Source organism: Streptomyces sp. NPDC059866, from assembly GCF_042731325.1.
In the GTDB taxonomy this organism is placed as follows: Bacteria; Actinomycetota; Actinomycetes; order Streptomycetales; family Streptomycetaceae; genus Streptomyces; species Streptomyces flavusporus.
This window is the reverse complement of the sequence record NZ_JBHWJT010000020.1, coordinates 188,991-201,676: the sequence shown is the minus strand read 5'-3', so window position 1 is coordinate 201,676 and position 12,686 is coordinate 188,991. Positions and strand designations below refer to the sequence as shown.

Genomic DNA, 12,686 nt, shown 5'->3' with positions numbered 1-12,686 from the left:
CCTCGGAGAGGACGATCTCCACAGCCGCCGGGCCTCGATGCGCCATGAAAAGAAGGTATCAATTAACCCTCACAATTTCTGGCGCATCACACTAGCGAAGCGAGCGGAGGCCCCAGCGGAGCTCTTCGACGAAGAGCTCTGGCTGCTCCCACGCAGGGAAGTGGCCGCCCTTGGGGAGCCGGTTGTAGTGGATGAGGTTCGGGTACGCCTGCTCCGCCCAGCTCTTGGGGGCCTGGTAGAGCTCGTCGGGGAAGACGCTGACGGCGACCGGGAGGGTGACGCCCTTGGCGCCGAAGAACGGGCGCTTGTTCTCCGCGTACAGACGCGCCGCGGAGACCGCCGTGTTCGTCAACCAGAAGAGCGTGATGTTGTCGAGGACGTCGTCACGCGTCAGGCTCTCGGTCTGTTCGCCGAAGGAGCGCGAGATCAGCTCCGGGCCGGGGTCGAGCATGAAGGCCGCCAGACCGACGGGAGAATCCGCGAACGCCGTAAGCGACTGCGGACGCGAACCCAACAGGAGGGCGTAGGCGACGTGCCGGTACAGAAAGGCCAGCTGGTCGACGGCCGCCTTCTCGTCGTCGTTGTCGATGGTCACGTCGGAGGGCAGTGGGTTGCCGGCCGCGATCGCCGCCTCGATGGCGGGCGGAACCGCAGCGGGCATGTTGGTGTGGATGCCGACCAGTCCCACGGGCGCGTGCACACCCATGAGATCCGTGACGATCGCACCCCAGTCGCCGCCCTGCGCCACGTACTTGGTGTAGCCGAGGCGCTTCATCAGCTCGCCCCAGGCACGGGCGATGCGCTCGGGGCCCCAGCCGGTCGTGGTGGGCTTGCCCGAGAAGCCGTAGCCGGGCATCGACGGGATCACCAGGTGGAAGGCGTCCGACGCGTCCCCGCCATGGGCCGTGGGGTCGGTGAGCGGCTCGATGATCTTCAGCTGCGCGATGACCGAGCCGGGCCAGCCGTGCGTCACGATCAGCGGCAGAGCGTTCTGGTGCTTCGAGCGGACATGGATGAAGTGGATGTCCAGCCCGTCGATCTCGGTGATGAAATGCGGCAGGGCCTTCAGCTTCGCCTCGATCTTGCGCCAGTCGTACTCCGTCGCCCAGTAGCGCGCGAGCTCCTGGATCGTTGCGAGCTGTGTGCCCTGCGACTGATCCGTGACGGTCTCCTTCTCGGGCCAGCGTGTGGCCTCGATGCGCCGACGCAGATCCTCGAGCTCCGCCTCGGGGAACTCGAAGGTGAACGGCCGGATCGCTGTCGATGCGGAAGTGTCAGACATGTGGGGGTTCTCCTTGCTGTCGCCAGCGACTCCGTGCCGCTGACTCACCCACCTAGGTGGCCCAGGCAGGCGTGCATCGCCCCCGGGGGAAGCCCCGGGCTTGGCTCCCGTGGCCGAGCAGGGGATTCGTGCCGGGAGCGGCCGAGCCCTGGTCACGTACGGGTAACCAAACGATGTGGTTGCGTAGCTCAAGGCGGCCGAGTGCCTCGGGGTCGAGTGCACTCGGCCGCCCCGCTGAGCTAGCCCCTGTGCAGGCGGTTGGTCATGGTCGTCTAGCGAAGCGACCGCAGGCCCGTACGGACTTCCTCAACGAAGAGCTCCGGTTGCTCCCACGCCGCGAAGTGGCCGCCCTTGGGGAGCCGGTTGTAGTGGATGAGGTTCGGGTACGCCTGCTCCGCCCAGCTCTTGGGGGCCTGGTAGAGCTCGTCGGGGAAGACGCTGACGGCGACCGGGAGGGTGACGCCCAGGGCGCCGAAGAACGGGCGCTTGTTCTCCGCGTACAGACGCGCCGCGGAGACCGCCGTGTTCGTCAGCCAGAAGAGCGTGATGTTGTCGAGGACGTCGTCACGTGTCAGGCCCTCCTTCTCTCCAGCGAACGTCCGGGAGATCAGGGCCAGGCTGTCCCTGTCGTGGTCGAGCATGAAGGCCGCCAGGCCGACGGGAGAATCCGCGAACGCCGTCAGCGACTGCGGACGCGACCCCATCATGTAGGCGTAGTAGACATGCCGGTAGACGAAGTCCAGCTGCTCGACCGCCGCCTTCTCCTCGTCGTTGGCGAGGGTGACGTCGGACGGCAGCGGGTTACCGGCCACGATCGCCTGTTCGATGGCGGGCGGAACCACCTTGGGCATGTTGATGTGAATACCGACCAGCCCCTCGGGCTGCTGAAGAGCCATGGTGTCCGTGATGACCGCACCCCAGTCACCGCCCTGCGCCACGTACTTGGTGTAGCCCAGGCGCTTCATCAGCTCGCCCCAGGCACGGGCGATGCGCTCGGGGCCCCAGCCGGTCGTGGTGGGCTTGCCCGAGAAGCCGTAGCCGGGCATCGACGGGATCACCAGGTGGAAGGCGTCCGACGCGTCCCCGCCATGGGCCGTGGGGTCGGTGAGCGGCTCGATGATCTTCAGCTGCTCGATGACCGAGCCGGGCCAGCCGTGCGTCACGATCAGCGGCAGAGCGTTCTCGTGCTTCGAGCGGACATGGATGAAGTGGATGTCCAGCCCGTCGATCTCGGTGATGAAATGCGGCAGGGCCTTCAGCTTCGCCTCGATCTTGCGCCAGTCGTACTCCGTCGCCCAGTAGCGCGCGAGCTCCTGGATCGTTGCGAGCTGTGTGCCCTGCGACTGATCCGTGACGGTCTCCTTCTCGGGCCAGCGTGTGGCCTCGATGCGCCGACGCAGATCCTCGAGCTCCGCCTCGGGGAACTCGAAGGTGAACGGCCGGATCGCTGTCGATGCGGAAGTGTCAGACATGTGGGGGTTCTCCTTGCTGTCGCCAGCGACTCCGTGCCGCTGACTCGTCCACCATGGACTGGCTGGACGGGCGTCGCCCCAGGGGAAACCCCGGGGGTTGGTCACGTGGCTCGGCCCCGGGGGCGGGTCAGAGCCCGCATAGCCCCCATAAAACCCAGAAAGGAATAAGATCGCATTAGTTCACCAAACGGTGGCAGGAAGATCGATTCATGGGCATGCCAGCCATCGATTCGCAGGTCGCACTGCGGGGCCGGGACAGGGAACTGGCCGCCCTGGAGCAGGTGCTGGCCACAGCGCGCGCAGGCAACAGCGCGGTCCTGGTCCTGCGCGGTGAGGCAGGCATCGGCAAGACCGCGTTGCTGGACCATGCGGAGCGCAGCGCCGTCGGGTTTCGCACCGCCGTCGTCGCAGGCATCGAGTCGGAGATGGAGCTTCCGTTCGCGGGCCTCCATCAGCTCTGCTCGCCCATGCTGGGTCGGCTCGATCAGCTGCCCGCACCGCAGCGCGACGCACTCTCCGTCGCGTTCGGACTACGGGAGGGCGAGGCGCCGAACCGGTTCCTGGTGGGCCTGGCGGTGATCGGTCTGCTGGCTGGCGCCGCCGGTGACCGGCCGCTGGCCTGCCTCGTCGACGATGCGCAGTGGCTCGACAACGGTTCCTTGCAGGCGCTGGCGTTCGTCGCCAGGCGGCTGCTGGCCGAACCGGTGGCTTTGATCTTCGCCGTGCGGGACTCCGACGACGATCGCGGGCTCGCGGGTCTGCCGGAGCTGGTCGTCGAGGGCCTCAGCGAGCCCGACGCACGTGCGTTGCTGGCCTCGGCCGTCCGCGCGCCGCTCGACCCGCTGGTACGGGACCGGATCGTGGCCGAAGCGCACGGCAACCCGATGGCGCTGCTCACCTTGCCACGCGCGCTCGCCCCTGCCGAGCTCGCGGGCGGTTTCTGGCTTCCCGGCACGCGCCCCGTGGCGAGCTGCATCGAGACCGCCCTCCATCAGCGGTTCCGGTCACTGCCGCAGGACAGTCGGCGCCTTCTGCTGACCGCTGCGGCCGAGCCGACCGGAGACGTGGACCTGCTGTGGCGGGCGGCCGCTCTGCAGGAGATACCGGTGGACGCCGCAGCCCCGGCCGAATCCGCAGGACTGGTCGAGCTCGGCGCCAGGGTGCGGTTCCACCACCCCCTGGTGCGCTCGGCCATCTACCGGAGGACGCCCGCGCCGGATCGCCGGGCGGCGCACCGGGCACTGGCAGAAGCCACCGATCCGCGCCTTGATCCTGATCGCAGGGCGTGGCATCGCGCTCACGCCGCCACCCGGCCGGACGAGGGCGTCGCCGCCGACCTGGAGCGCTCGGCCGCGCGAGCCCAAGGGAGGGGCGGAGCCGCTGCGGCAGCCTCCTTCATACGGCGGGCGGCAGAGTTGACACCCGATCCCGCCCGCCGCGTCACTCGTGCACTGGCCGCCGCCCAGACCCATATCGACGCCGGTGGCGCCGACCAGGCCGACAACCTGCTGGCGGCCGCGGAGGCCGGCCCACTCGACGACCTGCAGCGCGCCCGACTCGAGCGGCTGCGGGCCAGGCTGGTCTTCTCCCAGATACGCGGCGGCGACGCCCCCCGGCTTCTGCTCGACGCCGCGCACCGGCTGGCGCCCCTCGACGCCGCCCTCGCCCGCGACACCCTGCTGGAAGCGGTCGGCGCGGCGGTCTTCGCCGGCCGCCTGAGCAAGGGACCCGGGCAGCGGGAGGTGGCCGAGGCGGCCCGCGCCGGACCGCCGCCGTCGACGCCGCCGCGGACGGTCGACGTCCTCCTGGACAGCATGGCTGGCCTGATCATCGATGGCCATGCCGCCGGCGTCGCCGCTCCCAGGCGTGCTCTGCACGTCGTCCGGGAGGAGCAGAGATCCGGCGCGACGGATGCGGACAGGCGCTGGCTGTGGCTGGCGTTCCGCGTGACACCCGAGCCTCTCGCACCGGAGCTGTGGGACGACGACGCGTGGCACGAGCTGGCGACCGGCGCCGTCGCCATCGCCCGCGAAGCAGGAGCACTCGCCGTCCTCCCGATGGCGCTGACCTACCAGGCCTGCTTCCACGTGCATGCCGGCGACTTCGACACCGCGGCGACTCTGATCGACGAGGCGACAGCGATCTCGGAGGCGGCAGGCGGCGTACCGATGATGTACACGTCACTGGTCCTCGCCGCCTGGCGAGGACAGCAGTCCCAGGCGCTTGACCTCATCGAGACCACCACCAAGGAAGTGGTCTCCCGGGGCGAGGGACGCGCTCTCAGCCTCGCCGAGTACGCGAGCGCTGTTTTGTACAACGGCCTCGGCCGTTACGACGCCGCGCTGGCGGCCGCGACGCGCGCATGCCAGTACGAGGATCTGGGATTCTTCGGCTGGGCACTGGTCGAACTGATCGAGGCGGCCGCCCGCAGCGCGCAGCCGGAGGTCGCCGCATCCGCGCTGGCCAAACTCACCGAACGCACACGCGCCAGCGGAACCGAGTGGGCCCTGGGCACGGAGGCCTGCTCGCACGCGCAGCTGAGCGACGGCCAGGTCGCCGACGCGCTCTACCAGGAGGCGATCGAGCACCTCGGACGCTGCCGCCTCACCGTCCACCTCGCCCGCGCCCGTCTCCTGTACGGAGAGTGGCTGCGCCGCCAGAACCAGCGTCAGGAAAGCCGTACTCAACTGCGCTCCGCCTACGACGTGTTCAGCCGCATCGGAGCCGACGGCTTCGCCGAACGCGCCCGCAAGGAACTTCTGGCGACCGGAGAAACCGTACGCAAGCGGACGGACGGCGTCGACGCGGAACTCACCAGTCAGGAGGCCCAGATCGCCAGGCTGGCCAGAGACGGGCACACCAACTCCGAGATCGCCGCCCAGCTGTTCATCAGCCCTCGCACGGTGGAGTGGCACCTCGGCAACGTATTCGCCAAGCTCGGAGTCAGCTCTCGCAGACACCTCCGCTCAGTGCTGTCTCCTCCGGAACCGGGGATGCCGATGGCGTAACCAGCAGCGGATGCCCATGGGGAGCGGCGCCGTGGCGTGCTGGGCCGTAGAGGCTGCACCACAACCGCACCAGATAGAGCCAGGTCGGCGTCGCTGTCGAAGCCGATCCGGTGCTTGCCGGCCAGGAGCAAGGTCTTGCTCTGGCGCACCTCCCCACCCGGCCGTCGGCCCGGTCGGTGTCCACGGTGGCGGGGTCCTCGTCCTCCAGACCGAGGACGACTGCCTGGTCCGAGCCATGGCCGTGGCCGGTCGCACCGAGCGACCCGAACAGTTCGGCCCGCACTCGGCCGACGGAGGGCAGCAGGCCCTCAGCGTCCAGGCGCTGGACGAACCGCCGGGCCGCGCGCATCGGCCCCACCGTGTGGGAAGAGGAGAGGCCGATGCCGACCGAGTACAGGTCGAATGCGCTGAGCGCCATCAGGGCACCTCGGGGCCGCGGTACTCGCTCATCGCGTCGATGAGCCAGCGGGCCAGGTAGTCGGCGAACGAGGAGCGCGGGAACAGGCGGTACGTCGGAGTGTCGTCGACCTGCCAGAGCAGTACGGCGACGGGGCCCACCGTGGTCGACACCGCCTTGCCGGGGCCGAAGGCCCGGGGATGCAGGTCCAGCGGGCAGCCCTTCTCCAGCACCTGCCGGGCGGCCGGGCCGCTCAGCTCCACGGTGGTGCGGTTCGCGGAGACGTCCACGACCGAGCCCGGGTCGCCGCCGAGGGCCTCCCGCAACTCGGCGGTCACAGCGGTCGCTTCGGTTCGGGACAGCACGAGCCACTCGTCCGGGCCCAGCCAGAGGACCGTGTGCGATCCGGATGCAGTGGTGTGCCCGCACTGACGCGGAAGCGGTGCGCCCAGGGTCTTCTCGATGTGTTCGGCCGCTTCGGACGCGGGGTCGACGCGCAGGTTCACCATGGTCAGGAACGGCCACTCGGTGCACCATCCTGGGAGCCAACTAATGAGCAACTGATATATCAGACTCTGCGGTACGGTATGGGAGCTCGCCGGAGAGGTCAAGGGGGCATCCATGCAGCAGGTGGCGACCGAGCCCGTCAGCGAGGAACTGACCCTCGCCGAACGCGCCTACCGCGCCATCCGCGACCGGCTGGTCATGCTCGAGATCCGCCCGGGCGCGCCGATCAACGAGGAGCAGTTGGCGCAGTCCCTCGGCGTGGGACGGACACCGGTGCGCGAGGCCCTCAAGCGGCTCCAGTACGAGCGCCTGATCACGACCTATCCCCGGCGCGGCACCTTCGCCACCGAGGTCAACATCACCGACCTCGCCCATATCTCCGAGGTGCGCCAGGAGTTGGAGCCGCTGGCCGCCGCGCAGGCCGCGCGGCGCGCCACGGCCACGGACCGGGCGAACCTGTCGGCCCTACGGCAGGAGCTGTCGAGCGCGGATTCCGGCCGGCAGGACGCGTCCGAGCTCATGCACCTGGACCTCCAGGTCCACCGCGCCATCTACGCCGCCGCGCACAACCCGTACCTGGAGGACACCCTCGTCCGCCACGACAACCTGGCCACCCGCATCTGGTGCCTGTTCATCGACCGTCTGTCCGACATGGCCGGCCACGTCGAGGAGCACGGACCGTTGATCGACGCGATCGTCGCCGGGGAGCCCGAGAAGGCGGCGCGACTGGCCCGCAGTCACGTCGAGGACTTCGAGCGGGCCATCCGCGAGGCCATCTGACACCGCGCCGAGAGGCCTCAGTGCGCGGCACCCCGCGCATCCTCCCGGCCCTGGCGGGGCCTGCCCGCCAGGGTCATCCACACGTGCGGGGCGATGTCGTCCTCGGGGAGCCAGGCGATCATGTACCGGACACAGCGCTCGATCTTGACCCGCCACAGGCGGGCCGCCTCGTTGCCGTCGGCGTCGCGCAGCGCGTCGAAGACGACCGTGTCCTCGTTGAGGATGGTGTCGAACGCCTGGCTGTAGTCCATGTCCAGCACCGCGACGAACATGCGCAGGCGGGCGGTGAGACGTTCGAAGGTCCGGGCGGCCTGTGGGAGGTCCGCGGTGCGGGCCAGGGCGTCCTGGAACCGCAGGTCGACCTCACGGATGCGGACGGGGTCGTGGTCCCGGGCGGCGGCGCGGACCTCCGCCAAAGCCGCTGAGGCCGAGCCCAGGCGCTCGGAACCGAGCATGGCGACGCGGCGGATGAGCAGCGCGCCAAGGCTGGCGCGCAGGGCGTAGAGATCGAGGACGTCCTTCGCCGTGACGGCGGGGACGGCGGTCGCGCCGCCCGGGAGCAGATCGAGCATGCCCTCCTCGGCCACCGCACCAGCAACTACACCGACAACTGGCTCCCGGCCATCTCGGCGAGCAACGTCCGCGAGCCCGCACACCGCGCGTTCGCCAAGGCGGCCGAGCGATGGGACATCGACCGAGTCCTGAAGGACTTCGTCGACGTCGCCCAGCGCTGCCGGTCCGCCGGGCTCGACGGCATAGAACTCATGACCTGGGGCCACTTCCTGGACTCGTTCTGGACGCCCTACTGGAACCACCGCGACGACGAGTACGGCGGCTCCTACGAAAACCGGATGCGCTACCCGCTCCAGGTCATCCGCGCCGTCCGCGAAGCAGTCGGCCCCGACTTCGTCATCGGCGCACGCATGACCTTCGACGAGGAACGCGACGGCGGCCTGGAGACACCCGAGGCCCTGCGCATCGCCCAGGACATCACCGAAGCCGGCATCGACTTCATCAGCCTCATCAAGGGCTCGATCGGCACCGACGCCGATCTGGCCCGCACCATCCCGCCGATGTCCACACCGGCCTCCCCTCACCTGGAGTTCGCCGGGCGGATCAAACAGAAACTCTCCGTCCCCGTCATGCACGCCGCCCGCATCAGCGACGTCGCCACTGCGCGGTACGCCATTACGGAGGGCCTGCTCGACCTGGTGGGCATGACCAGGGCGTTGATGGCCGACCCCGAGCTGCCGAACAAGGTCCGTGACGGTCGCACGGACCGGATCCGCCCGTGCGTCGGCGCCAACCTGTGCATCGACGGCATCTACGCCTCCGGCGCCGCGTTCTGCATGCACAACCCGTCCACCGGCCGCGAGCTGGAGGTACCCCAGCGCATCGCCCCTGCCGACACGACAAGGCGTGTGGCGGTGGTCGGCGCCGGACCCGCCGGCCTGGAAGCCGCCCGTGTCCTCGCCGAGCGCGGTCACGACGTGCACCTCTTCGAAGCCGCCGACAAGGTGGGCGGACAACTGCTGCTGGCCTCGCTGGCTCCTCGCCGCCGCGACCTGCGCGGAATCATCGACTGGAGAACCGACGAGCTCGCCCGCCTGGGCGTACCGATCTCCTTGAACACCTACGTCGACGCCCAGATGATCCTCGACCAGTCATGGGACGTCGTGATCGTCGCGACCGGCGGCACTCCCGCGCCACCCCGCATCCCCGGGGCCGGTCAGGTCCACGACACCTGGGACGTACTCGCCGGTGCGCGACGGCCGCGGGGCCGTGTGATGGTCTACGACGACCACGGCGGCAACCAGGCGCTCGACGCTGCCGAGGCCCTCGTCCGAGAAGGCGCCACCGTAGAGATCGTCACGCCCGAACGAACGCTCTCACCCGACGTCGGCTCGCTCACGGCGTCCGGCTACTTCAACTCCCTGGCGGAGAGCGGCGTCGCGTTCACGGTCCTGCGACGACTGCATGGCGTCGCCAAGACGCCGGAGGGCCTGGAGGTGGAACTCGGCCTGGACGGCTTCGCGTTCCGTGAGCGCCGTACCTTCGATGCCGTCGTGGCCGAGATGGGCACCGACCCGGTCCAGGAGCTCTACGACGAGCTGCTCGCTTCATCGACCAACCTCGGCGCCGTCGACCTGACCGAACTACTGGCCCGTAAGCCCCAGTCGGTGGAGCGCAACGCAGACGGCACGTTCCGGCTGTTCCGCATCGGTGACGCAGTGGCTGGCAGAAATGTCCATGCAGCGATGCTGGACGCGGCCCGCCTGTGCCGAACGATCTGAAAGTCGTCGTGGAGAACGACTCACGGAGGCCCCATGCCCACCACCATCCCTCAGGACGAGCTCAGCAGACTGTGCACACGGGCACTGCAGAGGGCAGGGGAGGACCTCCGGGCCGCCCAGATCCTGGCCCGGGCCATCGTCGACGCCGAGCGAGCCGGAAACCGCGCCGTCGGCATCGCGCATCTCTTCGACTACCTCGACGCCTACCGCGACGGCCGGATCAAGCCGGGAGCGGCCCCGGAGGTCTCCCGTGCGGCACCGTCCTGCGTGGTCGCCGACGCGCGCGACGGGCTCGCCCAAGTCGCCTTCGAGGACGCCGCACCGGCACTGTTCGCCACCACCGAGGAAGCCGGCATCGCCGCCCTGTGGATCCGGCGGTCCTACACCTGCGGCGAACTCGGCTACTACGCCCGCCGGGCCGCCGAGCAGAGACTGATCACTGTGGCCTGCGCGAACAGCCCGGCCCTCATGTCGCTCGGCGGTTCCAGCACGGCAGTGCTCGGAACGAATCCGACAGCCTACGCCTTCCCGCGACCCGGCGAACCCCCGATGGTCATCGACCAGGCCTCGTCGCAGACCGCCTACGTCAACCTGCGGCAGGCTGCCACCACCGGCGCGTCGATCCCCGCCGACTGGGCCGTGGGGCCCGACGGAGCAGCGACCACCGACGCCTCGGCCGCCCTCGCAGGTGCGCTGCTCCCGTTCGGCGGGTACCGCGGCGGGAACATCGCCCTGCTCGTGGAGCTCCTCGCGACGCTTGCCGGTGGATCCTTCTCGCTGGATGCACCGCCCTTCGACCGGGGCTCTGCACCACCTGGCATCGGAGTCTTCCTGCTGTGCCTCAACCCCAGGGCATTCCCCGGCTCACTCGACCGCATCGCCGCACATCTCGGCAGGCTGCGCACGGACCACGGGGTGCACCTACCCGCACTCGAACAGCCCGCCCCAGGCACCGGGATCGCCATCGATCCCGAGCTTGCCGGCCGGCTCCATGCCGCCGCTGAAGCTCAGTAAGAGGAGGCCGCACCATGTATGACGTACTCAGCGTCGGTGCCGGAGCCGCCGGCCTCGCCACCGCCTACCGGCTCCGAGGATCCGGCCTCCGCGTCGGCGTCTTCGACGCCGCGGACGAGGTCGGTGGACGCACCCGCAGCGTCGAGGCAGGCGGCCTCACCGTGAACACCGGTGCCATGTTCGTCTACCGTGACACCCCCGCCGAGGAACTGGCGGCCGAACTCGGCATCCGGACCGAACCCTTCCGGCCCCGGACCTACGGCATCCACGTGAACGGCCGGACCATCGTTGACTCCAGGCGTGCTGGGTGCCGTTCTGGATCACGATGTCCTGACGGTGATCGCTCGCGGGCGTGCCGGAGGGGCACCGCCGCCCTTGTTCGGCGAGGCCGCCCCGGCCCCCTGGCCCTCGGAGGAGCACGTGGATGTCGCCGTTCGCGTCGGCCCCGTGCGGTCTACCAACAACCGCGATCGCGGGCTGGGACGCTTGCCACACCACCAAGACCAAGTGCCGGACCATGCACAGGCCACCATTCCATTCATCGCAGACCCGATCCTCGAGACCCAGGTCTCAGCCCCATGCCGGACCAGGCGACGGCCGCTGTCGATCAGCCCCAGATGACGGAGTTCAACGCAGCGTAGTCAGCACCAAGTCAACACGGGAGAAGTCGAGACGGGTGATGACGTGCGCTTTCAGTCAGTACCGAACCAGCACCGGCGCTGTTCCGTGCTGAGACGCCGTCCAGACGCATGGCGGACACCCCCACAGACACAAGATCCTCTAGCCCCGACCAGTTCACCCACCGTAGTCGTCCGAGCGGATCCACAAGGCTCACCCGGCCAGCACCCACCTGCGCCAGAGCGCCGAAGTGAAGACCGCGTGCAGGCCGGAAGCCGGCGAGCCCGTCGGCGGGTGAGCCGGTCGACGCCGCTGGGCAACCGCCGTTCCGAGGTTGCAGCCCCAGGCGACTGGGCAGCGTTGTACGACGGGATCGGCCATGTGGGAGGGGATGTGGCGCGCAAGAAGTCCCTGACGAGTCAGCTGCTGTCCATCTACCAGCAGCGCCAGAAGGCGAAGGCTGCCGAGCAAGCGGCAGCAGCAGGAGTTACGGCGAGCGCGGGCGGCGGAGCAGGAGCGGCAGCGGCAGGAGCGCGCTGAGGCGCAGGCTGCGAGAGAGCACTCCCGGGCCTGGGAGCAGGCGCGCAACGCTGCTCAGAGGGAAGAGGCGACCGTGCCCGCAAGGCCGAACAGCTCCCCCCGGAGGTCGACGTCCTCGCGGGCCTGGACAGCCGACCCGACCTCGTGGCACTCAACCCCATCGAGTTCGAGCACCTGATCAGGCGGCTGTTCGAGGAATCGGCCTCAAAGTATGGGTGACGCAAGCCTCCCGCGACGACGGCGTCGACGCCGTCGCCACCAACGAGGACCCGATCACCGGAGGCTTGTGCATCATCCAGGCGAAACGCACCAAGAACGCCGTTCCGGCGGAAGCCGTGCGCGCGCTGGCCGGCGTCATGCACGACAAGGCCGCAGCCAAGGGCATCCTCGTCACCACCGGCTGGTTCGGTAAGATCAGCCACGACTTCGCCTACCGCACCGGCCGCATGGAACTCATCGACGGCCGCGGCCTCAAGGCCCTGCTCCTCGAACACCTCGGCATCGACGCGCTCATCGGCCTGCCCATGGTGCCGCCCGGCTGGGGGACTCGGGACCTCACGTGAACCGGGAGCGCATGGCATTCCGCGACGAGCACGCAACGGGGGACGCCACCCACGTCACCTTCCGCTTCGCCGCCCTGACCCCAGCCCTGTCCTGGGCCAGGCCAGGCATGCTCGCCCTCGTAACCCTCGACACCAACGGTCCCCTGATCCCACTCGACAGACAGCAGACGCTGGGCCCGGCGCACGTCAGGTGGCCGGAAATGTGCCGCAC

General features: G+C 69.5%; 11 protein-coding genes and 1 pseudogene. 7 read left to right on the top strand and 5 right to left on the bottom strand.

Annotated elements, in window-relative coordinates:
* Positions 1 to 91 precede the first annotated feature (91 nt).
* Both ACFV7R_RS29735 and ACFV7R_RS29730 read right to left on the bottom strand, forming a co-directional pair.
* The gene (locus ACFV7R_RS29735; RefSeq protein ID WP_385268866.1) at positions 92 to 1,282 is read right to left on the bottom strand and encodes an epoxide hydrolase family protein; all 1,191 of its coding nucleotides are present in this window, start codon (positions 1,280 to 1,282) and stop codon (positions 92 to 94) included.
* A gap of 272 nt (positions 1,283 to 1,554) precedes the next feature.
* Positions 1,555 to 2,754: an epoxide hydrolase family protein gene (locus tag ACFV7R_RS29730; protein WP_385268864.1), complete on the bottom strand. Its 1,200-nt coding sequence runs from the start codon at positions 2,752 to 2,754 to the stop codon at positions 1,555 to 1,557.
* A 209-nt stretch (positions 2,755 to 2,963) separates the two neighbouring features.
* On the opposite strand from ACFV7R_RS29730, the gene ACFV7R_RS29725 reads away from it, so the two are divergent.
* Complete coding sequence (locus ACFV7R_RS29725; RefSeq protein ID WP_385268862.1) at positions 2,964 to 5,762, top strand: ATP-binding protein; 2,799 nt, start codon at positions 2,964 to 2,966, stop codon at positions 5,760 to 5,762.
* Positions 5,763 to 5,836: 74 nt separating this feature from the next.
* Here the strand turns inward: ACFV7R_RS29725 and ACFV7R_RS29720 are convergent.
* Both ACFV7R_RS29720 and ACFV7R_RS29715 read right to left on the bottom strand, forming a co-directional pair.
* Positions 5,837 to 6,180: pseudogene (locus ACFV7R_RS29720) on the bottom strand (serine dehydratase beta chain); the annotation flags it as partial.
* A complete protein-coding gene (locus ACFV7R_RS29715; protein ID WP_385268885.1) occupies positions 6,180 to 6,731 on the bottom strand; it encodes a sarcosine oxidase subunit gamma in 552 nt (183 codons plus the stop codon). The gene ACFV7R_RS29715 and the pseudogene ACFV7R_RS29720, both read right to left, overlap by 1 nt.
* A gap of 49 nt (positions 6,732 to 6,780) precedes the next feature.
* On the opposite strand from ACFV7R_RS29715, the gene ACFV7R_RS29710 reads away from it, so the two are divergent.
* Entirely contained in the window at positions 6,781 to 7,446 is a 666-nt protein-coding gene (locus tag ACFV7R_RS29710) for a GntR family transcriptional regulator (RefSeq protein WP_385268860.1), read from the top strand.
* A 17-nt stretch (positions 7,447 to 7,463) separates the two neighbouring features.
* Here ACFV7R_RS29710 and ACFV7R_RS29705 read toward each other — a convergent pair whose 3' ends face one another.
* Positions 7,464 to 8,018, bottom strand: coding sequence for an FCD domain-containing protein (locus ACFV7R_RS29705; protein ID WP_385268858.1), 555 nt, complete (start codon positions 8,016 to 8,018; stop codon positions 7,464 to 7,466).
* Here ACFV7R_RS29705 and ACFV7R_RS29700 point away from each other — a divergent pair.
* From ACFV7R_RS29700 to ACFV7R_RS29680, 5 genes are all read left to right on the top strand, one after another.
* A complete protein-coding gene (locus ACFV7R_RS29700; RefSeq protein WP_385268883.1) occupies positions 7,953 to 9,740 on the top strand; it encodes an FAD-dependent oxidoreductase in 1,788 nt (595 codons plus the stop codon). The two genes, ACFV7R_RS29705 and ACFV7R_RS29700, sit on opposite strands and share 66 nt — an antisense overlap.
* Positions 9,741 to 9,773: 33 nt before the next feature.
* The gene (locus ACFV7R_RS29695) at positions 9,774 to 10,754 is read left to right on the top strand and encodes an Ldh family oxidoreductase (RefSeq protein ID WP_385268856.1); all 981 of its coding nucleotides are present in this window, start codon (positions 9,774 to 9,776) and stop codon (positions 10,752 to 10,754) included.
* Between the two features lie 14 nt (positions 10,755 to 10,768).
* The gene (locus ACFV7R_RS29690; protein ID WP_385268854.1) at positions 10,769 to 11,395 is read left to right on the top strand and encodes an FAD-dependent oxidoreductase; all 627 of its coding nucleotides are present in this window, start codon (positions 10,769 to 10,771) and stop codon (positions 11,393 to 11,395) included.
* A gap of 370 nt (positions 11,396 to 11,765) precedes the next feature.
* Positions 11,766 to 11,912, top strand: a complete 147-nt coding sequence (locus ACFV7R_RS29685; RefSeq protein ID WP_385268852.1) for a hypothetical protein — start codon at positions 11,766 to 11,768, stop codon at positions 11,910 to 11,912.
* 215 nt (positions 11,913 to 12,127) lie between these two features.
* Positions 12,128 to 12,475, top strand: a complete 348-nt coding sequence (locus ACFV7R_RS29680; RefSeq protein ID WP_385268850.1) for a restriction endonuclease — start codon at positions 12,128 to 12,130, stop codon at positions 12,473 to 12,475.
* The last annotated feature ends 211 nt before the right edge of the window (positions 12,476 to 12,686 follow it).